Origin of the sequence: Streptomyces sp. NBC_00210, from assembly GCF_045160975.1 — a bacterium.
GTDB lineage: Bacteria > Actinomycetota > Actinomycetes > Streptomycetales > Streptomycetaceae > Streptomyces.
In genome coordinates this window covers 6,441,960-6,468,784 of sequence record NZ_CP108120.1, presented here as the reverse complement: position 1 = coordinate 6,468,784, position 26,825 = coordinate 6,441,960, and the positions used below count along the sequence as shown (strand labels likewise).

Below are 26,825 nucleotides of genomic sequence, written 5' to 3'. Positions count from 1 at the left end.
TATGCGTCTCATGCGCCATCTATGCGTCGCGCTCCCTGACGCGCTTGGCCAAAGACGCGGACGCCGCCGCGGGGTCGTCGGCCTCGGTGATGGCCCGTACGACGACGATCCTGCGCGCGCCCGCGTCCAGCACCTCCTCGAGGTTGCCCGCGTCGATCCCGCCGATCGCGAACCACGGCCGGTCGGTCTCCAGCCCTGCCGCATACCGCACAAGGCCGAGTCCCGGGGCGTACCGCCCGGGCTTGGTCGGGGTGGGCCAGCACGGTCCGGTGCAGAAGTAGTCCACGCCGGGCTCGGCGACGGCCGCATCCACTTCGGACTCCGCGTGCGTCGAGCGGCCGGTCAGCACCTGGTCGCCGAGGATCGCGCGGGCGGCCGGGACCGGCAGATCGCCCTGGCCCAGATGCAGCACGTCGGAGCCGATGGCGTGGGCCACGTCCGCGCGGTCGTTCACGGCGAGCAGCTTGCCGTGCCGGCGGCAGGCGTCCGCGAAGACCTGGAGGTGCTCGAGCTCCTCGGCCGCTTCCATGCCCTTGTCGCGCAGCTGCACGATGTCGACCCCGGAGGCGAGCACGGCGTCGAGGAACTCCGCGAGGTCACCCTGCTTCTTCCGGGCGTCCGTGCAGAGATAGAGCCGGGCGTCGGACAGCAGCTCACGAGCCGTGGGCATGGGTGTTTCCCCCCGTTGGGTGGGCGGTGTGCGGGCAGGGACGCTCGGCCCCCGTCCCGCACACCGCGTGGTGTTGTCTTCAGGACCCCGTGACGCCAGGACGTGGCATCACGAAGTCCGGATGTCAGACGGCGAGCGCCTGGGCACGGCGCTTCACCTCCGTGCCGCGATTCTCGCTGAGCGCCTGCGCGGGCGTGCCCGGCAGGGTCGGGTCGGGAGTGAAGAGCCACTCCAGCATCTCTTCGTCGGTGAAGCCGTCGTCCTTCAGGAGCGTCAGGGTCCCGGCGAGACCCTTGACCACCTTGTTGCCGTCGATGAAGGCGGCAGGCACCTGAAGCGCCCGGTTCTCACCGCGGCGCACGGCGATCAGCTGGCCCTCCTTGACCAGCTGCCGTACGCGTGTCACCTCGACATCGAGCATTTCCGCGATGTCGGGAAGGTGGAGCCAGGCGGGGACGAGAGCATCGATTTTTGCGTCAATCTCGGTCACAGGACAAGCGTGCCATCCCGGACTGACAGTCGGTAGCCGGACCCCTCGTGCGGCAGCTCGCTGCCCCCTAGACAGCCGCCGCCTTCAGAGGGACGGACAGGTCTGCCGCGAGGTCCGGATCCAGCCGCGCGCCGGACAGGATGAGCTTGCGCCCCTGCGCCAGGTCACGGGCCCTGCCCACGGCGAGCAGCGCGACCAGCGCACCCTCGCGCAGCCAGAGCACCGACCAGGAGGCGTCGGCCGGATCACCCCGCCACACCATGGTGTCGGCGGCGGTGTGATGGCCCGCGTACTGCACAAAGCGGCCGAACTGCTCGGACCAGAAATACGGCACCGGGTCATAGACCTGCGGGGCCTCGCCCACGACGTTGGCGGCCACCGTGCGCGGCCCCTGCAGGGCGTTGTCCCAGTGGTGCACGAGCAGCCGCTCGCCGTAGCGGGCGGACGGGAAGGAGGCGCAGTCCCCCACCGCGTACACGTCGGGCAGCGAGGTGCGCAGATACTCGTCCGCGGTGATTGCTCCGTCCGGGCCGAGCCCGATGCCGGAGCCCGCGAGCCAGCCGGTGGCGGGGCGCGCGCCGATGCCCACGACCACCGCCCCGGCCGGGAGCAGGCGGCCGTCCGCCAGGATCACCGTGCCCGGCTCGATGTCGGCCACGCGCGCGTGGGTGATCAGTTCGGCGCCGTACTCCGCGTACCAGTGGGCCATCGGGGCGGTGATCTCGGCAGGCAGGGCGCCCGCGAGGGGGCGGTCGGCGGCCTCGACGACGATCACGGCGCAGCCCGCCTCCCGGGCCGCCGTCGCGAACTCCGCGCCGATCCAGCCTGCGCCGACGACCACGACGTCGTGCTGCTGCGCGAGTACGGGGCGCAGCCGCTCGGCGTCGTCGAGGGTGCGCAGCAGATGGACGCCGGGGACGCCTTCGGTGCCGGGCAGGGTGATCGGCTCGGCACCGCTGGCGATGACCAGGACGTCGTACGGGACGGGCCCCGCCTCGGTGTCCAGTTCATGCGCGGCCGGGCGCACGCCGGTCACCTCGCAGCCCAGCCGCAGTTCGATGTCGAGCGCCTCGAAGTCGACCTCGAAGGCCGACCCCTCCGCCTTGCCGAGCAGGATCGCCTTGGAGAGCGGCGGTCTGTCGTACGGCTGGTGGGGCTCGGCGCCGATCAGGGTGACCGGTCCGGTGAAGCCCTGCTCGCGCAGCGCCACCGCGGTCTGCACGCCGGCCATTCCCGCGCCGACGACGACCACGCGGCGCCCGCCCTGTGCTGTCTGCTGCTGCTCGCTCACCCTGCAACCTTAACGATCTGACGACCCGTCAGGAAGTCGGGATCCGCGACGCCGCTCACCCCGCACTCCCTTACTGCGAGCTGATGGCTGGGGTTAGGGTGGCGACCGTAAGGCACTCGCGGGAGCCCGGACGCACCGGGCTGAGAGGGAGGCTGGCGGCCTCCGACCGTACGAACCTGATCCGGGTCATGCCGGCGAAGGGAGGGGCTGGACGCCCATGTCGCGTATTTCCGAAACGCGCACTTCAGACGTCCTCGTCATCGGGGGCGGAATCATCGGCCTGGTCACGGCCTGGCGCGCGGCACAGCGCGGACTGCGGGTCGCCGTCGCCGATCCGGAGCCGGGCGGCGGCGCCGCGCAGGTCGCCGCGGGCATGCTCGCCGCCGTCACCGAGCTGCACTACGGCGAGCAGCTGCTGCTCGGTCTCAATCTGGAGTCCGCCAGACGCTATCCCGCATTCGTCGCCGAGCTGGCGGAGGCGAGCGGGCAGCGCCTCGGGTACCGCGCCTGCGGGACACTCGCCGTCGCGCTGGATGCCGACGACCGCGCGCATCTGCGTGAACTGCACACCCTGCAACGCCAGTCCGGCCTTCAGTCGGAGTGGCTGACGGGCCGCGAATGCAGACGTCTCGAGCCGATGCTCGCACCCGGCGTACGCGGGGGCCTGCGGGTGGACGGCGATCACCAGATCGATCCGCGCCGACTGGCGGCCGCGCTGCTCACCGCCTGCGAACGGGCCGGGGTGATCTTCCACCGCGGCTGGGCGGAGCGGCTCTCCGTGGTACGGGACCGGGCGGCCGGGGCCGTACTGACCGACGGCGACGAGCTCACCGCGGATCAGGTCGTCCTGGCGGGCGGCAGCCTGAGCGGCAGGCTCGGCGGCTTGCCGGCGGACGTACTGCCTCCCGTGCGGCCGGTGAAGGGCCAGGTCCTGCGGCTGACCGTGCCCCCCGCGTACGCGCCCTTCCTCTCCCGGACCGTGCGGGCCGTGGTGCGCGGCAGCAATGTCTATCTGGTGCCGCGCGAGAACGGCGAGCTGGTCGTCGGCGCGACCAGCGAGGAGCTCGGCTGGGACACCACGGTCACCGCGGGCGGCGTGTACGAGCTGCTGCGCGACGCGCACGAGCTGGTGCCCGGCATCACCGAGCTGCCGCTCACCGAGACCCGCGCGGGGCTGCGCCCCGCCTCCCCCGACAACGCCCCGCTGCTGGGTCCGACCGCGCTGCCCGGTCTGCATCTGGCCACCGGGCACTACCGCAACGGGGTGCTGCTGACCCCCGTCACCGGCGATGTGCTGGCCGAGCTGCTGGTCACCGGCGCGCTGCCGGACGAGGCCCGCGCCTTCACGCCGCGCCGTTTCTCTCCCGTACCTCTGGAGCAGCCCGCATGAACGTCTCCGTCAACGGCGAGGCCCGCGAGCTCACCGCCGGAACCACCCTGGACACCCTGGTCACGGCCCTCACCGCCGCTCCCGCCGGGGTCGCCGCCGCCGTCAACGAAGCGGTCGTCCCGCGCAGCGAGTGGTCGGGCACGCTGCTCGGCGACGGCGACCGCGTCGAGGTCCTCACCGCAGTGCAGGGAGGCTGATCAACCATGGCCGACGACCGTCTCACCATCGGTGACACCGTCCTCAACTCCCGCCTGATCATGGGTACGGGCGGGGCACCGAGCCTCGACGTGCTCGAACGCTCCCTCGTGGCGAGCGGCACCGAGCTCACCACCGTCGCGATGCGCCGCCTCGACCCGACTGTCCAGGGCTCCGTGCTGTCCGTCCTGGAGAAGCTGAACATCCGGGTCCTGCCCAATACGGCGGGCTGCTTCACCGCGGGCGAGGCCGTGCTGACCGCCCGCCTCGCGCGCGAGGCGCTCGGCACGGACTGGATCAAGCTGGAGGTCGTCGCGGACGAACGGACCCTGCTGCCCGATCCGATCGAGCTGCTCGACGCGGCCGAGACGCTGGTCGACGACGGCTTCACGGTGCTGCCGTACACCAATGACGATCCGGTGCTGGCGCGGAAGCTTCAGGACGTGGGGTGTGCGGCGATCATGCCGTTGGGCTCGCCGATCGGCTCCGGTCTGGGTATCCGCAATCCGCACAACTTCCAGCTGATCGTCGAACACGCGCGCGTGCCGGTCGTGCTGGACGCGGGAGCGGGCACCGCGTCGGACGCGGCGCTGGCGATGGAGCTGGGCTGCGCGGCGGTGATGCTGGCGTCGGCGGTGACCCGGGCGCAGGAACCGGTGCTGATGGCGGAGGCGATGCGGCACGCGGTGGAGGCGGGCCGCCTCGCGTACCGGGCGGGCCGCATTCCGCGCCGCCACTTCGCGGAGGCGTCCTCGCCGCACGAGGGCCGCGCGGCCCTGGACCCGGAACGCCCGGCGTTCTGACCGCTGCGGCCGTTTCCGTAACCGGGGCTCCGCCCAGGACCCCCACGCGTCAAAACGCCGGACGGGCTGAACTTTCAGCCCCGCCGGCGTTTGAGGCGCTGAGGGTCCCCCCACGCCCGCAGGGCGTAGGGGGCGGGTCCGGGGGCGGAGCCCCCGGGAAAGGCCACCGCTGTCACAGCTCGGCTGCAGTACGGCCCCGGTCCCGCCCGGGGCGTCTGGCCTGTCCGTGGTGACTCGTAGAATCTCCCGCGTGGATACGACCCTCAAGGACCCCCTCGTCGGGCAGGTGCTCGACGGCCGCTACCGCGTCGACGCGCGCGTCGCCGTCGGCGGTATGGCCACGGTCTACCGGGCCGTCGACACCCGACTCGACCGGGTGCTCGCGCTCAAGGTGATGCACCCCGCCCTCGCCACCGACGCGTCCTTCGTGGAGCGCTTCATCCGCGAGGCCAAGTCCGTGGCGCGCCTCGCCCACCCCAATGTGGTCGCGGTCTTCGACCAGGGCGCCGAGGGTGCGTACGTCTATCTCGCCATGGAGTACGTCGCGGGCTGCACCCTGCGCGACGTACTGCGCGAGCGTGGGGCGCTCCAGCCGCGCGCCGCGCTCGACATCCTGGAGCCCGTGCTGGCCGCCCTCGGCGCCGCGCACCGGGCAGGGTTCGTCCACCGGGACATGAAACCGGAGAACGTGCTGATAGGAGACGACGGCCGGGTCAAGGTCGCCGACTTCGGTCTCGTACGTTCCGTCGGCTCGGTCACCAACACCACCGGCACGGTGCTGGGCACGGTCTCCTATCTCGCCCCCGAGCAGATCGAGCACGGCACGGCCGACACCCGCGCCGATGTGTACGCCTGCGGGGTCGTCCTCTACGAGATGCTGACCGGTGCCAAGCCGCACGCCGGGGACACCCCCGCCCAGGTGCTCTTCCAGCATCTGAACGAGGCCATGCCGGCGCCCTCCGCGCAGTTCCCCGGACTCGCCGTCGAGCTCGACGAGCTGGTCGCGGTTGCCACCGCCCGCAACCCCGAGGTCCGTCCGCACGACGCGGTGGCGCTGCTGGCGCAGGTCCGCGAGGCCCGTGCGGCGCTCGGCGACGAGCAGCTGGACATGGTGCCGCCGCGTGCGCGTACCGAAGTTCCGGCCGAGCACCCGGCGCAGAGCGGGACGACCGGCGAGAGCGCGGGCAAGGTCCCCTCCTCGTCCGAGGACCGTACGGATGTCATCCCGCGGTTGATCTCCCGCGAGGAACCACCGGTGGACCACACCGCCCGGCTGGTGATGCCGCCCCCGCAGCCGCCGCACCAGCCCGAGCCGCCCCGCCTCCTGGGCGTCCCGCGGCGCGGCATGCTCGCGATGCTGGTCGCCGTCCTGCTCGTGCTCGGCGTGGGCGCCGGCGTCTGGTACATCAACTCGGGTCAGTTCACCCGCGTACCGGCCCTCATCGGCAAGACCGAGAAGGACGCCAGGCAGCAGCTGAAGAGCGCCGGACTCGGCGTGAAGAATGTGCGGTACGACTTCAGCGAGACGGTCGAGCGCGGCACGGTGATCAATAGCGTCCCCGCGATCAATCAGCGCATCCGCGGCAACGACTCCGTGACGCTCATCGTCTCGCGCGGCCCGGAGATCGTCAGGGTTCCCGACGTCGAGAACATGCCGCTCAAGAAGGCCGAGCAGCAGCTGCGGAAGGTCGGCCTGGCACCGGGTGTGATCACCAAGTCCTTCAGCGACGAGATCGAGCAGGGCTCGGTGATCAGTACGGACCCTGCGGCCGGTACCGGACGCAGCCCCGACTCCGCGGTCGCCCTCGTCGTCAGCCGGGGCGCCCCGGTCGATGTCCCGGATGTGACCGGCGAGTCGGTGGAGGATGCCACCAGCAAGCTCGAAGGCGCCGGCTTCAAGGTCAAGGTCGCCTCCGAGCAGATCAACTCCCCCGAGGAGGCGGGCACCATCGCCGAGCAGTCCGCGACCGAGGGTGCCCAGCTGGCCCGCGGCGACACCATCACGCTCACGGTCTCCAAGGGCCCGCGCATGGTGGAGGTTCCCGATGTCGTCGGCATGAAGGCGGACGAGGCCACCGACAAGCTGAAGTCCGCGGGCTTCGAGGTCAAGGTGGAGAAGAGCTTCCCCTTCCTCGGCGACACCGTGGAGAGCCAGTCCGTAGCGGCGGGCGAACAGGCGCCCGAGGGCAGCACGATCACCATCAAGACCAAGGGACTGTAGTTCTGATGCGCAACCCCGTCGGCGGCCATGTCCCCGTGGCCGGCGGCCTCGCCACCACCGGTCTTGCCTACGCCCGTGAGTTGGAGGCCGAGACAGTACAGGTCTTCGTGGCCAATCCGCGCGGCTGGGCGACGCCCGCCGGAAACCCGGCGCAGGACGAGCTCTTCCGGTCCGAGTGCGCCGCCGACGGGATCTCGGCGTACGTCCACGCCCCCTATCTGATCAACTTCGGCTCGCACACCGAGGCGACCGCCGAGAAATCCGTGGAGTCGTTGCGGCATTCGCTGCGCCGGGGCAGGGAGATCGGTGCGCTGGGCGTGGTCGTGCACACCGGCTCGGCGACCGGCGGCAGGACCCGCGAGGTGGCGCTGGCGCAGGTGCGCGAGCGGATGCTGCCGCTGCTCGACGAGCTGACGCACGACGACGACCCGTTCCTGCTGCTGGAGTCGACGGCCGGTCAGGGCTTCTCGCTCTGCTCGAGGACCTGGGACTTCGGGCCGTACTTCGAGGCGCTCGACTCCCATCCGAAACTGGGCGTCTGCCTGGACACCTGCCACGTCTTCGCGGCCGGGCACGATCTGGCAGGCCCGGACGGGATGGCGCAGACCCTGGATCTGCTGGTGGAGACGGTCGGCGAGGGTCGGCTCAAGCTGATCCACGCCAATGACTCCAAGGACGTGATCGGCGCCCACAAGGACAGGCACGAGAACATCGGCGCAGGTCACATAGGCGAGGAGCCGTTCAGGGAGCTGATGCGGCATCCGGCGACCGAGGGCGTACCGCTGATCATCGAGACGCCCGGCGGCAAGGAGGGGCACTCGGCGGACGTGGCGCGGCTGAAGAAACTCCGCTGAGAGATCTCCACAGAGGAATACCCCTGGGGGGTATACGGTTCTTGCTCAGCAGGAACCGCTGTCCGACATTGGGGGCTTCTCATGCAGCACGACGCTCACACCGAGCACACGCACCACACGCCCGAGGACCACGGCAGGGTCAGCTGGGCCATGGCTGCCCAGGCGACCCTCCACTGCCTCACCGGCTGCGCCATCGGCGAGGTGCTCGGTATGGTCATCGGCACCGCGCTGGGCTGGGGAAACGTCCCGACGATGGTCCTGGCGATCGTCCTGGCCTTCTTCTTCGGCTACTCGCTCACGCTGCGCGGCGTCCTCAGGGCCGGAGTCGACTTCAGGACCGCGGTCCGGGTCGCCCTCGCCGCCGACACCCTCTCCATCGCCGTGATGGAACTGATCGACAACGGCGTGATCGTGCTCTGGCCGGGCGCCATGGACGCAGAGCTGGCCGACGCACTGTTCTGGGGCGCTCTCGGCATCTCACTCGTCGTCGCCTTCATGGTGACCACACCCGTGAACAGGTGGATGATCGGCCGCGGCAAGGGCCATGCGGTGGTGCACCAGTACCACCACTGACCGCGCCGGCCACCAGGACTCAGAGCTCGGGGCCGTCCCCGGGCTCTTCCTGGTACGAGTAGCGCTGTTCCCGCCAGGGGTCGCCGAGATTGTGGTACCCGCGCTCTTCCCAGAAGCCGCGGCGGTCGGCGGTCATGTACTCCACGCCCCGGACCCACTTGGGCCCCTTCCAGCCGTACAGATGCGGCACGACCAGCCGGAGCGGGAAGCCGTGCTCGGCGGTGAGCAGTTCGCCGTCCTTGTGGGTCGCGAAGATCGTGCGCTCCGAGACGAAGTCGGCGAGCCGCATATTGGCGCTGAATCCGTACTCGGCCCAGACCATGACATGGGTGGCGTTCGCCGCCGGCGGTGCGAGTTCCACGATCGTACGGGCGGGGACACCGCCCCATTCGGCCCCCAGCATGCTGAACTTCGTCACGCAGTGCAGATCGGCGACCACCGTCGAGAACGGCAGAGCCGAGAACTCCTCGTGGTTCCAGCAGTGCTTGCCGCCGTCGGCCGTGGCGCCGAAAACCCTGAACTCCCAGCGGTCCGGCTTGAACTTGGGTACGGGCCCGTAGTGAGTGACCGGCCAGCCACGCTGCAGTCGCTGCCCCGGGGGAAGCTCGGACTCCTCTGATGCGCGGTATTCCCGGCTTTCCGGCTGACCCATGCCTTCAATGGTGACAGACCGGGAGGGGTGGTCATGACCAGGTCTGGACCGATTCGGGCAACTCGTACTAAGCATGCACTTACTGGACTGCCCCCGGCCGCGGTGCGAAGATTCGCCCACCTGCCCAGTCACACGTGCGGAAGGAGCCTCTGCGATGCAGGGCGACCCCGAAGTCATCGAGTTTCTCAATGAGCAGCTGACCGCCGAATTGACGGCCATCAACCAGTACTTCCTGCACGCGAAGATGCAGGAGAACTTCGGCTGGACGAAGCTCGCCAAGTACACCCGGGCAGAGTCGTTCGACGAGATGAAGCACGCGGAAGTGCTCACCGACCGGATTCTCTTCCTCGACGGCCTGCCGAACTACCAGCGCCTGTTCCATGTGCGTGTGGGCCAGACGGTCACCGAGATGTTCCAGTCGGACCGGCAGGTCGAGGTCGAGGCGATCGACCGCCTCAAGCGCGGGATCGAGGTGATGCGCAGCAAGGGCGACATCACGTCGGCGAACATCTTCGAGTCGATCCTGGCGGACGAGGAGCACCACATCGACTATCTCGACACGCAGCTGGAGCTGATCGAGAAGCTCGGTGAGCCGCTCTACATCGCGCAGCTGATCGAGCAGCCTGAGGGCTAGGTCCTGTCTTTCGGATCAGGCCGGTTCGGATCTTTCGGATCAGGCCGCTTCGGATCAGGCCGCTTCGCGGAGCTCGGTCTGCGCGCCGGAGCCGGGGTCGGAGGCCAGTACGGCCGCGCTGTTGCCCTGCTCCATCAGCTCACGCCGCGGGCAGCTGCCCCGGCCCAGAATCCCCTGGATGCGGCGGACACACGATCCACAGTCGGTACCGGCTTTGGAGACCGACGCTATCTGTCGAGGGGTGCAGGCACCGGCGTCCGCGTGTTCCTTGACCTGCTTCTCGGTGATGCCGAAGCATGAGCACACGTACACGCGGTTCACCTCCCGGACGGGATCGATAGGGTGGCGCCTTTCCCGATGATCGGTGAGGCTTACCTAACCTTAGCCGCAGAACCGGATGCGCAAAAGCCCCGAAATGACGGTGGGGCGCGGATCACATCGATCCGCGCCCCACTGTCGTTGATCCGTTACTACTGGTCGCGGTACATCTCGGCAACCAGGAAGGCCAGGTCCAGGGACTGGCTGCGGTTCAGGCGCGGGTCGCAGGCCGTCTCGTAGCGCTGGTGCAGATCGTCGACGAAGATCTCGTCGCCACCTCCCACGCACTCGGTGACATCGTCACCGGTGAGCTCGACATGGATACCGCCGGGGTGCGTGCCGAGCGACTTGTGGACCTCGAAGAAGCCCTTGACCTCGTCGAGCACGTCGTCGAAGCGGCGGGTCTTGTGGCCGGAGGCGGCCTCGAAGGTGTTGCCGTGCATCGGGTCGGTCACCCAGGCCACGGTGGCACCCGAGGCGGTGACCTTCTCGACCAGCTCCGGGAGCTTGTCGCGGACCTTGTCGGCGCCCATGCGGACCACGAAGGTCAGCCGGCCGGGCTCGCGCTCCGGGTCGAGCTTGTCGATGTACTGCAGCGCCTCGTCGACCGTGGTCGTCGGGCCGAGCTTCACACCGATCGGGTTGCGGATCCGGGAGGCGAACTCGATGTGCGCCCCGTCCAGCTGGCGGGTGCGCTCGCCGATCCAGACCATGTGCCCCGAGACGTCGTACAGATTGCCCGTACGGGAGTCGATGCGGGTCAGCGCCGACTCGTAGTCGAGCAGCAGCGCCTCGTGGGAGGCGTAGAACTCGACCGTGCGGAACTCCGCCGGGTCGGTGCCGCAGGCCTCCATGAAGTTCAGCGCGTTGTCGATCTCGCGGGCGAGCTGCTCGTAGCGCTGGCCGGAGGGCGACGACTTCACGAAGTCCTGGTTCCAGGCGTGCACCTGGCGCAGGTCGGCGTAGCCACCGGTGGTGAAGGCGCGCACCAGGTTGAGCGTCGCGGCGGAGGCGTTGTACATCCGCTTCAGGCGCTCGGGGTCCGGGATGCGGGCCGCCTCGGTGAAGTCGAAGCCGTTGACGGAGTCGCCCCGGTAGGTGGGGAGCGTCACGCCGTCGCGGGTCTCGGTCGGCTTGGAGCGCGGCTTGGAGTACTGGCCGGCGATACGGCCGACCTTCACCACGGGCACGGAGGCGGCGTAGGTGAGCACCGCGCCCATCTGGAGCAGGGTCTTGAGCTTGTTACGGATGTGGTCGGCGGACACGGCGTCGAAGGCCTCGGCGCAGTCGCCGCCCTGAAGCAGGAACGCCTCGCCCTTGGCGACGGCTCCCATCCGGGCACGCAGCTGGTCGCACTCGCCCGCGAAGACGAGCGGCGGATACGACTCGAGGTCCGCGATCACATCGCGCAGAGCCTCGGCATCGGGGTACTCGGGCTGCTGCGCCGCGGGCAGGTCTCGCCAGGTGTTGCCACCGACAACGGTGGTCTTAGCGTTCACGGTCACCCAGCCAACAGTACGGGGTCCGTGACGGCATCCACGCCGCGGCCCAGTACGTGAGACGGCGGTCCATGCCCGATTCCGGGTCGCCGAGGGCCGCCCGGTCGACGGCGAGCCCGTCCGCGGTCACCTCCGGGTTCAGCGGCCCGCCATGGCAGACGCCCCCGGAGGCGAAGATCATTTGCGGCGTACACCGACGGACAGGGACTCCGTACATGAGACAACCCCCACTCCAGGCAACCGAATTGGCCTGGGGTGCATCTTGTTGTAACGCTCAACTTTACGGACTGCTAACCTCACGCCGTTTCCTGAGAAATCAGCGGGATCCAAGTCAACAGGGGTAGGTCTGTGAGCAGGGGTGGGCGTTGAAAAGCGGGCATAGGGGACATCGCAGAGACCGCACGAAAAAGATCCTGATCTACGGCATTGCCACCGCCGTGGTCGCCAGCGCCGCGATCGGCACCATCGCGGTGGCATCTCCCGACTTCCTCGGCTCGTCGGACGGTAAGGGAACGCCTCCGGGCATGGCGCTGGAGTCCCAGTTCGGGGACGCGGCACGGGAGTTCGACGTACCGAAGAGCGTGCTGATGGCGGTCTCGTACCACCAGACGCGCTGGGAGGCCCACGACGGACAGCCGAGCACCACCGGCGCGTACAACGTCATGGGACTGACCCAGGTCGGCCCGGAGGACGTTGAGCAGCACGACGACAAGGAGCGCCTCGCGCACCTCAACACGAGCGGCAACCCGGAGATCGAGAAGACCTTCGACGCCGCGAAGGCACTGCGCAGCCTCCCGAAGGAGACCGTCGACACCGACGACCCACGGCTGCACACGCTGGACAAGGCCGCCGAGCTGATCGACGGTTCGACGGACTCCCTGAAGAACGACACGGCCGAGAGCATCCGCGCCGGTGCGGCGCTGCTCGCGGAGTACCAGCGCCAGGCGACCGGCGAGCTGCCGGACGACCCGGGGCAGTGGTACCCGTCCGTCGCCCGTTTCAGCGAATCGCCGGACAAGAAGGGCGCCGACCTCTTCGCGAAACGGGTATTCGAGTCGATCAAGACCGGCGAGCGGGAGCTCACCACGGATGGCCAGGTGGTCACGCTGCCGGCCGATCCGTCGGTGGAGCCGGTCAAGCCGTCGAAGGTCCCGCTCGCCGCGACCTTCGCGAGCACGACGGCGGTTCCGACGCCCGAGTGCCCGTCGGGCCTGAACTGCAACTACATCCCGGCCGAGGTCCCGAGCACCGGCCAGCGCAACTACACGCTCGCGGACCGCCCGGCAGGCGGGTTCGGCATCCGCCAGATCGTCATCCACGACACCGAGGGCAGCTACGACGGCACCATCGCCGCCTTCCAGAGCTCCACGGCCAGGGGAAGCGCGCACTACCTGATCCGTGCCTCGGACGGTCTGGTCACCCAGATGGTCGAGAACAAGAACCTGGCGTGGCACGCGGGCAACTGGACCGTCAACATGCACGCCATCGGCGTGGAGCACGAGGGCTACGCCATCAAGGCGGGCAGCTGGTACACCGAGCCGCAGTACGAGTCCTCCGCGGCCCTGGTGAAGTTCCTGGCGGCCAAGTACGGCATTACGCCGGACCGTGAGCACATCATCGGCCACGACGAGGTGCCGGGACAGCTGGACGCCAACGTGGCCGGCATGCATTGGGACGCGGGCCCGTTCTGGGACTGGAACCACTACATGTCGCTGCTGGGCGCACCGACGGGCGCCGGCGGAGCCGGCGGCCTGCTCAAGGCCGGTCAGCTGGTCCGCGTCGTTGTGCCGTTCACCGCGGCGAACCAGCCCACGATCACGTACGACGGCAGCACCGTCGCCAAGCAGCCGGCGAACTTCGGGTACCTGTACACGACGGCATCGACGGCCACGCCGATCAAGGACCCGTACATGCCCGGCGTGCTGTGGAGCGACGGCCCGAACTGGGGCAACAAGGTCGTCGCGGGAGGTACCTACGTCGTTGCCGAGGCGCAGTACGACTGGACGGCCGTCTGGTACGGCGGGCAGAAGGCCTGGTTCTACAACCCCGGTGGCCAGTACACCGCGCCCGTCACCAGCGGGACCGTGGTGAAGCTCAAGGCCGGCGTGACGGCCCGGATCTACGGACGTTCCTTCCCCGAGGCCTCGGCCTACGAGGGAACCGGCGAGACCGCCCCGACGGACAGTCCCGACTACCTGTCGAAGTACGCCTTCCCCTCCGGCCAGGCCTATGTGAAGGCAGGCGAGGCGGTCCTCGGTGACGAATACTTCGGCTCCAAGCAGCTCCGGGTCGAGGGCAAGACCGATCTCTACGTCCCGATCCGCTACAACCACCGCATGGCGTGGGTGAAGGCGAGCGACGTCGAGGAGGCCGCCCCGGTGGCCCCCGTGTCCGGCGCCAACCGCTACAACGTCGTCGCCCGCGACTCCGGCGGCGTGCTGTGGCAGTACCAGGGCACTGGAAACGCCACCTCCCCCTTGCTGACCCGCTACCGCGTCGGCAGCGGCTGGCAGGGCTACAACGTGGTGACCTCGATGACCGCTCTGCGCGCCGACGCCGCCGGCGACATCGTGGCCCGGGAGCCCTCCGGAGTGCTCTGGTACTACCGGGCCAGCGGCAACCCGTCCGCGCCGTTCCAGAAGCGCCTTGAAGTGGGCAAGGGCTGGCAGATCTACAACCAGCTGACCGGCGCCCGGGACATCACCGGTGATGGAACAGCCGATCTGATCGCCCGCGACTCCTCCGGTGTGCTCTGGCTCTACAAGGGCACCGGCACCGCGACCGCACCCTTCGCCGCCCGAGTGAAGATCGGCCCCGGCTGGGGGATCTACAACCAGCTGACCGACACCGGAGACATCACCGCGGACGGCAAGGCCGACCTGATCGCCCGCGACTCCTCCGGTGTGCTCTGGCTCTACAAGGGCACCGGCAACGCCACCGCGCCGTACGCCGCACGGACCAAGATCGGCACCGGCTGGGGGATCTACAACATCCTGGCCGGGCCGAGCGACCTCTCCGGCGACGGCAAGCCCGACCTGATCGCCCGCGACTCCTCGGGTGTGCTGTGGCTGTACAAGGGCAGCGGCAGCGCGACATCGCCGTTCGCCGCCCGCGTCAAGATCGCCGAGGGCTGGCAGATCTACAACCTGCTCGTCTGACCCGCGTCCGACCGCCTGAGCTCCGCGCGCGGTGCCGCGGCCGTCCGTTTCCCGGACGTACCGCGGCACCGCGCGCGGAAGTGCGTTAAGGTCTGCGGCATGTTCGCGCACTCGACCCAGAACTGGTGGTGGACCGCACACCCGGCGGCCCACTGACTGATCGCGCGCAACAGGATCGCGAAGGCCGCCCGAGGGGCGGCCTTCAGTGTTTCCCGGGTCCCGGGGCAACGGCCGTTCCTCCCACTCGGAAGGAACACGCCCGATGCTCATCAGCCGACTCCTGGACGACGACTGCCCGCCCTTCGCCCTGCTGCGCAGGCGCACCCCCGGCCATGACCACGACATCGTCGAGGTCCTGATCGGCCCAGTGCACGAGGTCGAGCGGCTCGCCGACCTCCCGGCCGGGGACCGCCCGTCCCTCGCCCTCGTCCCGTTCCGCCAGATCGGAGAACGCGGCTTCGACGTACGCGACGACGGAACGCCGCTGTCGGTGCTCGTCGCCGACGAGTCGTACGAACTGCCGCTCGCCGAAGTCCTGTCGACGCTTCCCGCCCATGACGTACAGGTCGAGGGCGGGGCCTTCGACGTCGGCGACGAGGAGTACGCGGACATCGTCCGCCGGGTCATCGACGACGAGATCGGCCGCGGCGAGGGCGCGAACTTCGTCATCCGCCGCACCTATACCGGCCGCGTCCCCGGCTTCGGCCGGGCCGACGCCCTGGCCCTGTTCCGGCGGCTGCTGGCCGGCGAGCGCGGCGCGTACTGGACCTTCGTCGTGCACACGGGAAACAGGGGGCCCGCAGGGCCTTCCTTGGAAGGGCGGCGGCGGGAGACGGGTGGGCGCACCCTGGTCGGCGCCTCCCCCGAGGTACATGTCCGGATGAGCGGCGGCACCGTCGTGATGAACCCCATCAGCGGCACCTTCCGCTATCCGCCCGAAGGCCCCACCCCCGAGGCGCTGCTCTCCTTCCTGGCGGACCGCAAGGAGCGCGAGGAGCTCTCCATGGTCGTCGACGAGGAGCTGAAGATGATGTGCACCGTCGGCGACATGGGCGGCGTCGTCATCGGTCCCCGGCTCAAGGAGATGGCCCATCTGGCGCACACCGAGTACGAGTTGAGGGGCAAGAGCTCCCTGGATGTACGGGACGTACTGCGGGAGACCATGTTCGCGGCGACGGTGACAGGATCGCCGGTGCAGAACGCCTGCCGGGTCATCGAGCGGCACGAGGTGGGCGGGCGCGGCTACTACGCGGGGGCCCTCGCGCTGATCGGCATTGACGACGGCGGCGCGCAGACCCTCGACTCCCCCATCCTGATCCGCACCGCCGACATCGACAACGAGGGCTTTCTGCGGGTGCCGGTCGGGGCGACGCTGGTCCGGCACTCCGACCCGGCGGGCGAGGTCGCCGAGACGCACGCCAAGGCGGCCGGTGTGCTCGCCGCGCTGGGGGTGGCGCCGGGCCGGCCGCGGGAGGACGCCGAGCGCCCGCAGCTCGCCGACGACCCGCGGGTACGGGCCGCCCTCGACGCCCGCCGCGCCGACCTCGCGCCCTTCTGGCTGCGGATGCAGGAGCGCAGCGCCCGGCTGAGCGGCCATGCGCTGGTCGTGGACGGCGAGGACACCTTCACCGCGATGCTGGCGCATCTGCTGCGCTCCACGGGCCTGGAGGTGACGGTGCGTCGGTACGACGAGCCCGGCCTGCGGGAGTCGGCTCTGGCGCACACGGGACCGGTGGTGCTGGGTCCGGGACCGGGCGATCCGGCCGACGCGGGCGACCCGAAGATGCGTTTCCTGCGCTCGCTCGCAGCGGATCTGCTGCGCGATCACCGCCACGGTCTGCTGGGCGTCTGCCTCGGCCATGAGCTGATGGCGGCCGAGCTCGGCTTGGAGATCGTGCGCAAGGACGCGCCGTACCAGGGAGCACAGGAGCGGATCGACTTCTTCGGGCGTGCGGAGACGGTGGGCTTCTACAACAGCTTCACGGCGCGCTGTGACGACGCGGCGGCGGCGGAGCTGGAGGCGCACGGGGTCGAGGTGGCCCGCGATCCCCTCTCGGCGGAGGTGCATGCCTTGCGGGGCACAGGCTTCGCGGGCATCCAGTTCCACCCGGAGTCGGTACTGACGATGCGGGGGCCGGAGGTGATCCACGGCCTCCTCGTCGCGACGACGCGAGTGGGCCGGGCCTGATTTCCCACGTACGCCCTTCGGGCATGTCCTCAATCGCCGGACGGGCTGAAAATTCAGCCCTGCCGGCGATTGAGGCGCGGGTCTGGGGCGGAGCCCAGGGGTCAGCCGAAGAAGACGCCGACCTCCTCGTACAGCCTCGGGTCGACCGTCTTCAGCTTGGCCGTCGCCTCCGCGATCGGTACCCGCACGATGTCCGTGCCCTGCAGCGCGACCATCTTGCCGAAGTCCCCGTCCCGCACCGCGTCGATCACGTGCAGCCCGAAGCGGGTGGCCAGCCAGCGGTCGAAGGCGCTCGGGGTGCCGCCGCGCTGGACATGGCCGAGGACGGTGGTGCGGGCCTCCTTGCCCGTACGCCTCTCGATCTCCTTGGCCAGCCACTCGCCGACGCCGGAGAGCCGGACATGGCCGAAGGAGTCGAGCGAGCCGTCCTTGAGGACCGCCTCGCCGTCCTTGGGCATGGCGCCCTCGGCGACCACCACGATCGGGGCGTAACTGGCCTTGAAACGCGAGGTCACCCAGGCGCAGACCTGGTCGACGTCGAAGCGCTGCTCCGGGATGAGGATGACATTGGCGCCGCCGGCCAGACCGGAGTGCAGGGCGATCCAGCCCGCGTGGCGCCCCATCACCTCGACGACCAGGACGCGCATATGGGATTCGGCGGTGGTGTGCAGCCGGTCGATGGCCTCGGTGGCGATGCCGACCGCGGTGTCGAAGCCGAAGGTGTAGTCGGTGGCGGACAGGTCGTTGTCGATGGTCTTGGGCACGCCGACGCACTTGATGCCGTACTCCTCGTACAGGCGCGCGGCAACGCCGAGGGTGTCCTCGCCGCCGATCGCGATCAGCGCGTCGACCTCGTGCTTGGCGAGGTTCTCCTTGATACGGCGGACACCGTTCTCCGACTTGAGGGGGTTGGTGCGCGAAGAGCCGAGGATGGTGCCGCCGCGGGGCAGAATGCCGCGTACGGCCGGGATGTCGAGCGTGATCGTGTCGCCCTCGACGGGTCCGCGCCAGCCGTCGCGGTAGCCGACGAATTCGTACGCGTACTCCTGCACGCCCTTGCGGACGATGCCACGGATGACCGCATTGAGCCCGGGGCAGTCGCCGCCCCCGGTCAGTACTCCGACGCGCATGGAAACTTCCCTTCGCCTGGTGAGCCGTATGACCGCCACGCTAATGGTGATCCAGGTCACTACGGGATGGGACGAAAGGTCAATTCCTGTGCGTCATACGACGGTTGACGCCCGTTTTTCACCCGTACGAGTCTCGTACGGGCGAGGGCCGGCGAACTACTCGTCGTCGAGGCCACGCTCGATGGCGTACCGCACGAGCTCCACGCGGTTGTGCAACTGGAGCTTGCCGAGCGTGTTCTGGACGTGGTTCTGGACAGTGCGGTGGGAGATGACCAGGCGCTCGGCGATCTGCTTGTACGAGAGCCCCTTGGCGACCAGCCGCAGCACCTCGGTCTCGCGCTCGGTCAGCTGCGGCGCCTTCGGCTCGTCGCCCCCCGGCCCGGGAGCGGGCTCGGAGGCGAGCCTGCGGTACTCGCCGAGGACCAGGCCCGCAAGGCCGGGCGTGAAGACCGGGTCGCCTGCGGCCGTGCGCCGCACGGCGTCGGTCAGCTCCTCCGTACTGGCGGACTTGAGCAGATAGCCGGTGGCGCCGGACTTCACCGCTTCCAGTACGTCCGCATGCTCGCCGCTCGCGGAGAGCACCAGGACCCGCAGAGCGGGATGGGAGCCGACGAGTTCCTTGCACACCTGGACGCCCGGCATCCCGGGCAGATTGAGGTCGAGTACGAGGACGTCGGGCGCGACGGCCCTGGCGCGGCGCACGGCCTGGGGACCGTCGCCGGCCGTCCCCACCACCTTGAAGCCGGCCGCGTCCAGGTCGCGGGCAACCGCGTCCCGCCACATCGGGTGGTCGTCGACGACCATCACCTTGATCGTCTGCTGATCCGTCATTTTCCTGCCTTCCCCCGTGGAGCCCGTGCCCGTGGAGCCCGCGAGGCCCGTGGAACTTTCAGTTCGACTTCTGTGCCCTGGCCCGGGACCGAGATCACTTCGGCCGTGCCGCCGAGATCCCGCAGCCGCCCGCGGATCGACAGGGCGACACCGAGCCGTCCCTCGCCCTCCGCCTGGGCAAGCCTGCCCTCCGGGATGCCTGGGCCGTCGTCCCGGACCGTCACGATCACCTCGTCCGGCCAGTCCTCGACCAGGATCCAGGCCTGGGCGTTGTCCCCCGCGTGCCTACGGACATTGTCCAGGGCGGCACTGACAGCGGCGGCGAGCTCGGCCGCCGCGGTCGTCGGGAGCAGCACGGGCGCGCCCGGCTCCGAGAACGTCACCTTCGATCCGGCGTGCTGCGCGAGCAGCGACCGCAGATCGTAGAGCTCCGGCTCGCCCGAGGTCTCGTCGTCCTCGACGGTGCGGACCACGGCACCCATCGAGGCGTCGGCGGAGGCGCGCATCGTGGGGACCAGGCCGCTGGAGACCAGGGTGCGCAGGGCGACCTCCTGCTCCCCCGCCATCCGGCCGAGCTCGGCGGCCTCGCCGCCCAGCGCCGTACCGCGCCGCTGCACCATCGCAAGCACCTGGAGCACGCTGTCGTGGATGTCGCGGGCCAGCCGCTCCCGCTCCCGGGTCGCCGCCTCGATCTCCAGGGCGCGGGCGAGGGTGCGCTCGGAGGCGCGGGCGACCTCGACGACATAGCCGATGCCGATGGACGCGACCCAGACCAGCAGGACGTTGTGGAAGGTGTCCCGGCTGGGCTGGCCGCGCTCGATGATGTTGACGACGGCGACGAGTGAGGACGCGAAGCCGGCCCAGCGCCAGCCGCCCTTGATGGCGAAGGCCAGGACGGATCCGGCGGTCCATATCGTCGGCAGCGTCGGGCCGTCCATGTGCTGCGCCTGGGCGTCGGCGAGCGGGGTGAGCAGAATGCCGGTCAGGGCGATGGTGAGATCGGCGACGAGGAAGCGTTTGGTGCAGCGGCGGGCGTTGGCCACCTTGGGGAGCGTGAGCAGCGTCCAGACGGAGATCACCGCGAGAACGGCCACCGCCACCCAGGGGCGCTCGAACTTGTCCCGGGTGAAGACGGCGAGGAGCACCGCGTACGTCATGGTGATGACGCGGTACGCCGTCAGCGCACGCCACAGCGGCAGTTCGACCGACATCCGTACGACCCGCTGGCGCTTGGCCATGTCCCCCACCCCAGGACGGACGGCTCGGCTAGGCAGCCGGCCGGTCCGTCGTCTCTGCCGTGTCCGCCTTCGCGGCCGCCTTCGCCGCCTTGTCCGCCGCCGCCTTCTGCTCGGCGATCTGGCGCTTCGCAGCCGTCGCGTAGATGTCGACGTACTCCTGGCCGGAAAGCTTCATGATCTCGTACATGACCTCGTCGGTCACCGAGCGCAGGATGAAGCGGTCGCCCTCCATGCCGTGGTAGCGGCTGAAGTCGAGCGGCTTGCCGATCCTGATCCCCGGGCGCATCAGCTTGGGGACCACCTTGCCGGGCGGCTGGATCTTCTCCGTGTCGATCATCGCGACCGGGATGACCGGAGCACCGGTGGCGAGCGCCACGCGCGCGAGGCCGCCCGGCTTGCCGCGGTAGAGGCGGCCGTCCGGGGAGCGGGTGCCCTCCGGGTAGATGCCGAACAGGCCGCCGCCCGCGATGACATCGACTCCGGCCTTGATCGCCGCCTCACCGGCACCGCGCGCGCCCGAACGGTCCACCGGGAGCTGTCCGACGCCCTTGAAGAAGGCCGCGGTGAGCTTGCCCTTGATTCCGGGCGAGGTGAAGTACTCCGCCTTGGCGATGAAGGTGACCTTGCGGTCGAGCACCGCCGGGAGGAAGAACGAGTCCGAGAAGGACAGATGATTGCTCGCCAGGATCGCCGGTCCCTCGGCGGGAATGTTCTCAAGACCCTCCACCCAGGGCCTGAAGGCAAGCTTCAGCGAGCCTCCGATGGAGAACTTCATTGCGCCGTAGATCACTCGGGTGCCTCCTGTGTGCTGTCGAACAGACCTTAACCCGAGGTGGGCCCGGGGTCCCCGCGCTGGGGGGCTTACGCACCTGGTCGGTGTCGGTCCGGTCGCGTACGGTGAAGTACACCTTCAGACACTGACGAACAGGAGACCCTGGTGCCGGTCCTTCCTGGAGCCGAGCCGTACCGCCACGAAGGCGGAGAGGTCGGCGTCCTCCTCTGTCACGGATTCACCGGTTCCCCGCAGTCGCTGCGCCCCTGGGCCGAGTATCTGGCGGAGCGCGGTCTCACCGTGTCGCTGCCGCTGCTCCCCGGGCACGGCACGAGCTGGCAGGACATGCAGGTCACCGGCTGGCAGGACTGGTACGCGGAGGTGGACCGCGAGCTGCGGGTGCTGGTCGAGCGGTGCAGCCAGGTCTTTGTCTTCGGGCTCTCGATGGGCGGCGCGCTCACGCTGCGGCTCGCCGCGAAGCACGGGGACGCGATCAGCGGCATCGTCCTGGTCAACCCGGCGAACAAGGTCCACGGCCTGTCGGCGCACGCCCTGCCGGTCGCCCGCCACTTCGTGCGGACGACCAAGGGCCTGACGAGCGACATCGCCAAGGAGGGCTCTGAGGAGGTGGGCTACGACCGGGTGCCGCTGCACGCCGCGCACTCCCTGCGGAACTTCCTCCGGCTGGTCGACGGCGAGCTGCCGCAGGTCACCCAGCCGATGGTGCTGCTGCACAGCCCGCAGGACCATGTGGTGCCGCCGGTCGACTCGGCCCGCGTCCTCAGCCGGGTCTCCTCCACGGACGTCACGGAGATCCTGCTGGAACAGAGCTACCACGTGGCGACGTTGGACCACGATGCGGAGCGAATTTTCGACGAGAGTTACGCGTTCATCGGCCGGCTCGCTCCGAGTGTCGGGAAGAAGGGGAGCACCACCGGTGGCTGAACAGCACGACGCGGACCGCGAGCCGCAGCCCATCGACGAGGAGGCCGCCTGGGCGGCCATCGTCGCCGGGTACGGCGACGAGCCCGCAGACCCGCCGGGCGCGAAGCCGTTCAAGTCGGTGGAGGATCTCGCGCTGCTTGCCGAGGGCGAGGTGAACGAGACCTCTCAGGACCGGGCGGCACAGCCGGAGCCCGACCCCGAGGAGGACTCCGACGCGGACAGGCCCGCGCTGGGCAGCTCGATCACCTTCGCACCGGGGGTCGGCGGGCCGCGCGACTACCAGGTGGACGAGCCGAAGGACGACGACCTCGACGACGCCGACGACGACGAGGGCCACTTCGTGCCGCCGGAGCCGCCGCCGCTGCCGGAGGCCGATGTCACGGCCAAGTTCGCCTGGCTCGCGGTGGTCGGCGGCCCGGTGCTGATGCTCGTCGCGGTGCTCTTGCAGTGGGACATGACGTGGTGGCTGACGACACTCTGCGTCGGCGGCTTCCTGGGTGGCTTTGCCACCCTGGTGGCCCGGATGTCGGGCGCCGACGACGACGAGGACGACGACCCGGGCCGCGGGGCAGTGGTCTGATTCCGGGGCAGTGGTCTGATTCAAGGGCTCGGACGAGGCAGTGGTCTGATTCGGGGGCTCGGGCCACCGCTCAGGCCGCGGGGACCCGGAGCGCGGCCAGCACCGGAAGATGATCCGTCGCGGCCTCCAAGTCGTCCGGGGTGATGCCCGGGAGGTCCAGCGGCACGCCGCAGCCCAGCACTTCGACGCCCTCCGTCGCAAAGACCGCGTCGATCCGCTGGTGCGGGTCCTCGGGCGTCGACGTGTGCTCGCCGCCCCAGGGAGCGACCGCCCAGCAGTCCTGCAGCTCCCCCGCAAGCCTGCGGAAGCTCCGCCCGGTGGGCCGGTCGTTGAGGTCGCCCGCCGCGATCGCATACGGCACGTCCATCGCCCTCAGCCGGTCGAGCAGCATCCCGGCCTGTGCGTAGCGCTCGTCGCTCTGCAGGCTCAGATGACAGCTGAGCAATCCGATCCGGGCGCCCCCGATGCGTACGACGGCGGTGGCGAAGCCGCGCCGGTGCAGGCCGGGGCTGCGCGGCAGCAGCACGTCCTGCGTACGCTCAACGGTCGCCCTCAGCGAACACAACAGCAGCGGCCCGGCCGCGGTCGCGCCGCCGGTCAGCACGACGAGCTCGCTCTTGGCGGCGAGCCGGGCGGCGTGTTTGCGCCAGCGGAAGAACCGCGGGGCCTCCTGGACGAAGACCAGATCGGGCTCACAGGCACGGATCACCCGGGTCAGCGCGTCCTCGTCGTCACGCAGCGAGCGGATGTTGTAGCTGAGCACCCGGATCACGACCGAACCGTCCGGCTCGGTGCGGGGGTTGGGCAACGCAGTGATCGCCATGCGGCTCACGATACGACGCCACGAGCCATCCACCGGGGCTCCGCCCCGGCCCCCGTACGCCCTTCCGGGGGAACGCCCTCGATCGCCGGAACATCAAACCCGTCCGGCGATCGAGGACGAAGAGCTCAGCCCTGCCGCGCCAGGTCCGCCGCGCCCACCAGGCCCGCCCTGCCGCCCAGTTGCGCCGCCAGCACCTGCGCGTGCGGCCGGTACCGGCCACCGATCAGCCAGCGCCGGAAGGACTTGCGAATCGGGTCCAGGACCAGCTCGCCCTCGTCCGAGACGCCGCCGCCCACGATGAACGCCGACGGGTCGAAGAGCGAGGCCAGATCGGCCAGACCCGCGCCCGCCCAGCGCGCCAGTTCGCGGAAGGAGTCGACCGCGACCGGGTCGCCCTGCCGCGCCGCCGCGCTGACGTGCTTGCCCTCGATGCCCTCGACCGTGCCGTCGCCCAGCGAGAGGAGCACCTCGGCGTTCTCCGGGGCGGCATTGGCGCGCTGTTTCGCGTAGCGCACGAGGGCGCGCCCGGAGGCGTACTGCTCCCAGCAGCCCTGGCTGCCGCAGCCGCACAGCAGACCGTCGGGGACCACCCGGATGTGGCCGAACTCCGCGGCCACGCCGAAGCGTCCGCGGCGCAGCTTGTTGCCGATGATGATGCCGCCGCCGAGCCCCGTGCCGAGGGTGATGCAGATGACGTCCTCGTGGCCCTGGCCCGCGCCGAAGCGGTACTCGCCCCAGGCCGCCGCGTTCGCGTCGTTCTCGACGACCACCGGGAGGCCTACGCGCTGCTCGACCTTGTCCTTCAGCGGCTCGTGCCGCCAGTGAATGTTCGGCGCGAACAGCACGGTCGCGCGCTTGTCGTCGACGTATCCGGCGGCGCCGATGCCGACGGCCTCGATGTCGTGCCCCTCGCCGGCCCCGGCCACGGCGGAGCAGATCGCGTCGACGATGCCTTGCGGGGTCGACGGGGTGGGCACCGTGTGCGTCTCGATGATGGTGCCCTCTTCGTCGACCACGCCGGCCGCGATCTTCGTGCCGCCGATGTCGACGCCGATGGTGAGTCCCATGTGTCCCTCAGTTTTCGGTCGAGCCCCGCTACGGCCAACCGTACCCGAGGGCGGGCACCGCCTTTGTCAGTCCAGGTCGATGTGCTCGCTCGCCCCGGGGCCCTCGTCGCGGGGGTCCGTGTCGTCCTCGGCGGCCGCCGTGCCCTTGGTCCCGCTCGGGTCGTACGGCCGCTGTGCCCAGCGTCGCTCATGGCCCTCGACGGCCGATCGATAAGCGGCGAGCAGCTCGCCGCCCGCCGCGGCGAGGTGGTCGAAGACCTGTGGGTTGCGTTCGATGACCGGCTCGACGGCCGATTTCGCCTGGTTGACCAGCTGCTGAACGGCGCTCTGCGCGGCCAGGCCGGGAACGGAGCTCTGGAACGAGGCGACCTTGTCGGCGACCGCGTCGAGCAGCTTGCGCAGCTCCTCCGCGGCGGAGCCGGGCGGCGGCCCGTACTGGGCGCGGCGGCGGGCCTTCTCGGCCTCCAGGTCCTCGGCGCACGCCCTGGCCCAGGCGTCGTCGTCGACGGGACGCTCGGTGGCATCACTCATGGCGTACTCCTGCACAGCGGCGGTGGCGGAACTTCCGGTTCGTACGCTCGACGTTACCCGAATGGGGGCAGGGCGTTCAGCGTGCCCGCGGCCACAGCTCGGGGTCCGGAGTGAAGCGGACCCGCAGCACCTCGTCGGTGAGTCCGGCGCCCGACACTGTGCAGCGGCGCAGTACGGACGGCAGCGGAACGATCCTGCGGAACGGGCCCACGGTGAGCAGCAGTTCGTCCCCACGGCGGACAAGCCCGACGTCCTCCTTGACGGCGCCTGGCAGCCGCAGCCCCCAGACGAGGACCCCGTCCTGATCGCGCCGGTCCTCGACCGGCTGCCAGGCGCTGCCCGCGCCCGCCGGTCCGGCACCCGCGGGGCCGCGCAGCAGTGCGTCAAAACCACCGTCCGCGGCCGGGTCGTCCACCGCCCAGGGGTCGGCGGCCCGCCGCTCGCGGTCCCAGTCGAGTTCGACCGCGAGCCCGTCGCCCGCGAAAAGGCCGCCGCCGGTGCCCGCCTGCTCGAAGGTGGTGCAGGACGAACCGGTGTCGAGGAGCGTGAGGTCGTCCAGGCCGCGCGGGTCCCGGCCGAGGTGGGCCACTTCGCAGAGCGAGACCTCGGGCACCCACAGCTCGTACCACTCGCGCAGGCACTTCTCCTGCTGGGCAGAGAGGGTCGCGAGCCAGGTGTCGGCGGAGTCCCGCGGCAGGATCCGGTTCGGTACGAGGGTGTCGACCCGCAGTCCGTGCAGTGCGAGCCCGGGGCGAGCGGCGGACAGGGCGTCGGCGGCCGCGGGCGAGGGCTCGGCGACCACCCGCAGGGTCGTGTTGCTGGATTCGATCACCGTCTGGACAGCGGCCAGTTCGGCGTCCCAGCGGGCCGCGGTCTCGTACAGCCACTGCGCGGGCACCGGCACGCCGGCGAGCTGGGCGAGCATCGGGCGCAGCGCGCGGGCAACCTGCCGTTCCGGCGGCAGCAGTCGGCGCAGATAGCGCCGCAGCTGCTCGGGCAGGGCAAGCAGGGCGATGGTCTCGCGCAGCGGCGGCATATCGACGACGACCACGTCCCAGTCGCCGTCGGCGGCGGTCTTCAGGGCGCGCAGCAGCGCGTACTGGTCGCTGCCGGGAAGCTCGGTCAGCTCCTCGTCCTCCAGCCGGGCCGCGCCCAGCAGATCGAGCGCGGCGCCGCTGCGCTCCTGGAGCGAGAGGAACTCGGCCCGGAAGTCGGCCGCGGAGTCGACGCGCTCGGCCCACAGCCCATCCGTGAGCTGCGCCGGATCGCCCGGCCGGCCGGTGACGGGCGTGCCGAGAATGTCGCCGGGTTCGGCACAGAGCAGCAGCGTGCGCCTGCCGCGCCCGGCCGCGGCGAGCGCGGTGGCAGCGGCGACGGTGGTACGGCCCGCGCCGCCGAGGCCGGTGACGAGGACCTTGCGCATCAGGCGGTGGGCGCGCTCTCGACGCGCTTCTTCAGACCGGCCAGGGCGCGGTCGATGATGACCTTCTCGGCCTTGCGCTTGATCATGCCGAGCATGGGGATCTTGACGTCGACGGTCAGCTGGTAGGTGACCTCGGTGCGGTCGCCACCGCCGACGGCCTTGAGGCTGTACGAGCCGTCGATGGTGCGCAGCATCTGGGACTTGACGAGCGTCCAGCTGACCTCGTTGTCGCCGTTCCAGGTGTACGCGAGGGTGTGGTCGTCCTTGATCGCGCCGGCGTCGAGCACCAGCCGGACCTGCTCGGCGCGGCCCTTGGCGTCGGTGGCGAGCACCTCGGCCTCCTTCACCTCACCCGTCCACTCCGGGTAGCGGGCGAAGTCGGAGATCACGCCCATCACGTCGGCCGGCGCCGCCTCGATCGTGATGCTCGAGCTGGTGTGTTCCGCCATCGCTGCGGCTCCTCACAGTGCGGTACGGACCGGGGGTGGTGTGGTGTGCAGGCTATCGCGCCCCGGCTGGTCAACCACCCCAGGGCCGGTGGGTCACCAC

The 26,825-nt window shown here is 70.2% G+C and carries 28 protein-coding genes and 1 riboswitch; of the genes, 12 read left to right on the top strand and 16 right to left on the bottom strand.

Going from position 1 to position 26,825, the window contains the following annotated elements; genetic code table 11:
• Positions 1-19: 19 nt before the first annotated feature.
• The 3 genes from thiE to OG729_RS29210 all read right to left on the bottom strand — a co-directional run bounded on the left by thiE (position 20) and on the right by OG729_RS29210 (position 2,451).
• Positions 20-670, bottom strand: coding sequence for a thiamine phosphate synthase (gene thiE, locus OG729_RS29220; RefSeq protein ID WP_360866336.1), 651 nt, complete (start codon positions 668-670; stop codon positions 20-22).
• A 124-nt stretch (positions 671-794) separates the two neighbouring features.
• Positions 795-1,160, bottom strand: coding sequence for an Rv2175c family DNA-binding protein (locus OG729_RS29215; RefSeq protein WP_307664016.1), 366 nt, complete (start codon positions 1,158-1,160; stop codon positions 795-797).
• Positions 1,161-1,227: 67 nt separating this feature from the next.
• Complete coding sequence (locus tag OG729_RS29210) at positions 1,228-2,451, bottom strand: NAD(P)/FAD-dependent oxidoreductase (protein WP_405808839.1); 1,224 nt, start codon at positions 2,449-2,451, stop codon at positions 1,228-1,230.
• Between the two features lie 108 nt (positions 2,452-2,559).
• Positions 2,560-2,671: riboswitch (TPP riboswitch) on the top strand.
• On the opposite strand from OG729_RS29210, the gene thiO reads away from it, so the two are divergent.
• The 6 genes from thiO to OG729_RS29180 all read left to right on the top strand — a co-directional run bounded on the left by thiO (position 2,669) and on the right by OG729_RS29180 (position 8,487).
• Positions 2,669-3,841, top strand: a complete 1,173-nt coding sequence (gene thiO / locus OG729_RS29205) for a glycine oxidase ThiO (protein WP_360866340.1) — start codon at positions 2,669-2,671, stop codon at positions 3,839-3,841. It overlaps the preceding riboswitch by 3 nt.
• Positions 3,838-4,038, top strand: a complete 201-nt coding sequence (gene thiS / locus OG729_RS29200; protein ID WP_360866342.1) for a sulfur carrier protein ThiS — start codon at positions 3,838-3,840, stop codon at positions 4,036-4,038. The genes thiO and thiS overlap by 4 nt, the downstream gene beginning before the upstream one ends.
• 6 nt (positions 4,039-4,044) lie before the next feature.
• Positions 4,045-4,839 (top strand): thiazole synthase, encoded by a 795-nt coding sequence (locus tag OG729_RS29195; RefSeq protein ID WP_360866345.1) that lies wholly within the window; start codon positions 4,045-4,047, stop codon positions 4,837-4,839.
• A 250-nt stretch (positions 4,840-5,089) separates the two neighbouring features.
• Entirely contained in the window at positions 5,090-7,060 is a 1,971-nt protein-coding gene (gene pknB / locus OG729_RS29190) for a Stk1 family PASTA domain-containing Ser/Thr kinase (protein ID WP_405808836.1), read from the top strand.
• Positions 7,061-7,065: 5 nt separating this feature from the next.
• Positions 7,066-7,914 (top strand): deoxyribonuclease IV, encoded by an 849-nt coding sequence (locus tag OG729_RS29185; protein ID WP_405808834.1) that lies wholly within the window; start codon positions 7,066-7,068, stop codon positions 7,912-7,914.
• Positions 7,915-7,995: 81 nt separating this feature from the next.
• On the top strand, positions 7,996-8,487 hold the full coding sequence (locus OG729_RS29180) for a DUF4396 domain-containing protein (RefSeq protein ID WP_405808833.1): 492 nt from the start codon (positions 7,996-7,998) through the stop codon (positions 8,485-8,487).
• A gap of 19 nt (positions 8,488-8,506) precedes the next feature.
• Here the strand turns inward: OG729_RS29180 and OG729_RS29175 are convergent, their stop codons facing one another.
• On the bottom strand, positions 8,507-9,139 hold the full coding sequence (locus OG729_RS29175; protein ID WP_360866357.1) for a sulfite oxidase-like oxidoreductase: 633 nt from the start codon (positions 9,137-9,139) through the stop codon (positions 8,507-8,509).
• Positions 9,140-9,293: 154 nt separating this feature from the next.
• Here OG729_RS29175 and bfr point away from each other — a divergent pair, with 154 nt between their 5' ends.
• Positions 9,294-9,773, top strand: a complete 480-nt coding sequence (gene bfr, locus OG729_RS29170; protein WP_405808831.1) for a bacterioferritin — start codon at positions 9,294-9,296, stop codon at positions 9,771-9,773.
• Positions 9,774-9,827: 54 nt separating this feature from the next.
• Here the strand turns inward: bfr and OG729_RS29165 are convergent, their stop codons facing one another.
• The 3 genes from OG729_RS29165 to OG729_RS29155 all read right to left on the bottom strand — a co-directional run bounded on the left by OG729_RS29165 (position 9,828) and on the right by OG729_RS29155 (position 11,771).
• Positions 9,828-10,094 (bottom strand): (2Fe-2S)-binding protein, encoded by a 267-nt coding sequence (locus OG729_RS29165; RefSeq protein WP_360866363.1) that lies wholly within the window; start codon positions 10,092-10,094, stop codon positions 9,828-9,830.
• Positions 10,095-10,243: 149 nt separating this feature from the next.
• A complete protein-coding gene (locus OG729_RS29160; protein WP_360866366.1) occupies positions 10,244-11,596 on the bottom strand; it encodes a class II 3-deoxy-7-phosphoheptulonate synthase in 1,353 nt (450 codons plus the stop codon).
• The gene (locus OG729_RS29155; RefSeq protein ID WP_405808829.1) at positions 11,580-11,771 is read right to left on the bottom strand and encodes a hypothetical protein; all 192 of its coding nucleotides are present in this window, start codon (positions 11,769-11,771) and stop codon (positions 11,580-11,582) included. Before OG729_RS29155 ends, OG729_RS29160 begins: the two co-directional genes overlap by 17 nt.
• Before the next feature lie 256 nt (positions 11,772-12,027).
• Between OG729_RS29155 and OG729_RS29150 the strand changes: the two genes are divergently transcribed.
• From OG729_RS29150 to OG729_RS29140, 3 genes are all read left to right on the top strand, one after another.
• A complete protein-coding gene (locus OG729_RS29150; protein WP_405808827.1) occupies positions 12,028-14,748 on the top strand; it encodes an N-acetylmuramoyl-L-alanine amidase in 2,721 nt (906 codons plus the stop codon).
• A gap of 99 nt (positions 14,749-14,847) precedes the next feature.
• Entirely contained in the window at positions 14,848-14,904 is a 57-nt protein-coding gene (locus OG729_RS29145) for a trp operon leader peptide (protein WP_071528813.1), read from the top strand.
• Positions 14,905-15,010: 106 nt separating this feature from the next.
• Positions 15,011-16,936, top strand: coding sequence for an anthranilate synthase family protein (locus tag OG729_RS29140; protein WP_405808826.1), 1,926 nt, complete (start codon positions 15,011-15,013; stop codon positions 16,934-16,936).
• Between the two features lie 101 nt (positions 16,937-17,037).
• Here the strand turns inward: OG729_RS29140 and OG729_RS29135 are convergent, their stop codons facing one another.
• The 4 genes from OG729_RS29135 to OG729_RS29120 all read right to left on the bottom strand — a co-directional run bounded on the left by OG729_RS29135 (position 17,038) and on the right by OG729_RS29120 (position 20,925).
• Positions 17,038-18,066 (bottom strand): 6-phosphofructokinase, encoded by a 1,029-nt coding sequence (locus tag OG729_RS29135; protein WP_360866372.1) that lies wholly within the window; start codon positions 18,064-18,066, stop codon positions 17,038-17,040.
• 156 nt (positions 18,067-18,222) lie between these two features.
• Complete coding sequence (locus tag OG729_RS29130; RefSeq protein ID WP_360866375.1) at positions 18,223-18,897, bottom strand: response regulator transcription factor; 675 nt, start codon at positions 18,895-18,897, stop codon at positions 18,223-18,225.
• Positions 18,894-20,135 (bottom strand): MacS family sensor histidine kinase, encoded by a 1,242-nt coding sequence (macS, locus tag OG729_RS29125; RefSeq protein WP_405808825.1) that lies wholly within the window; start codon positions 20,133-20,135, stop codon positions 18,894-18,896. The genes OG729_RS29130 and macS overlap by 4 nt, the downstream gene beginning before the upstream one ends.
• Positions 20,136-20,163: 28 nt before the next feature.
• Positions 20,164-20,925, bottom strand: coding sequence for a lysophospholipid acyltransferase family protein (locus OG729_RS29120; RefSeq protein WP_360866380.1), 762 nt, complete (start codon positions 20,923-20,925; stop codon positions 20,164-20,166).
• Positions 20,926-21,072: 147 nt separating this feature from the next.
• Here OG729_RS29120 and OG729_RS29115 point away from each other — a divergent pair, with 147 nt between their 5' ends.
• Entirely contained in the window at positions 21,073-21,852 is a 780-nt protein-coding gene (locus OG729_RS29115) for an alpha/beta fold hydrolase (RefSeq protein WP_360866383.1), read from the top strand.
• Entirely contained in the window at positions 21,845-22,432 is a 588-nt protein-coding gene (locus tag OG729_RS29110; RefSeq protein ID WP_405808823.1) for a hypothetical protein, read from the top strand. Before OG729_RS29115 ends, OG729_RS29110 begins: the two co-directional genes overlap by 8 nt.
• A gap of 70 nt (positions 22,433-22,502) precedes the next feature.
• Here the strand turns inward: OG729_RS29110 and OG729_RS29105 are convergent, their stop codons facing one another.
• From OG729_RS29105 to OG729_RS29085, 5 genes are all read right to left on the bottom strand, one after another.
• Positions 22,503-23,255: an endonuclease/exonuclease/phosphatase family protein gene (locus OG729_RS29105; RefSeq protein WP_405808822.1), complete on the bottom strand. Its 753-nt coding sequence runs from the start codon at positions 23,253-23,255 to the stop codon at positions 22,503-22,505.
• A 125-nt stretch (positions 23,256-23,380) separates the two neighbouring features.
• Positions 23,381-24,322: an ROK family glucokinase gene (locus tag OG729_RS29100; RefSeq protein WP_360866392.1), complete on the bottom strand. Its 942-nt coding sequence runs from the start codon at positions 24,320-24,322 to the stop codon at positions 23,381-23,383.
• 66 nt (positions 24,323-24,388) lie between these two features.
• Positions 24,389-24,853, bottom strand: a complete 465-nt coding sequence (locus OG729_RS29095; RefSeq protein WP_360866395.1) for a DUF5304 domain-containing protein — start codon at positions 24,851-24,853, stop codon at positions 24,389-24,391.
• 76 nt (positions 24,854-24,929) lie between these two features.
• Positions 24,930-26,276, bottom strand: coding sequence for an ArsA-related P-loop ATPase (locus OG729_RS29090; protein WP_405808820.1), 1,347 nt, complete (start codon positions 26,274-26,276; stop codon positions 24,930-24,932).
• On the bottom strand, positions 26,276-26,725 hold the full coding sequence (locus tag OG729_RS29085; protein WP_360866401.1) for an SRPBCC family protein: 450 nt from the start codon (positions 26,723-26,725) through the stop codon (positions 26,276-26,278). The genes OG729_RS29090 and OG729_RS29085 overlap by 1 nt, the downstream gene beginning before the upstream one ends.
• Positions 26,726-26,825: the final 100 nt, after the last annotated feature.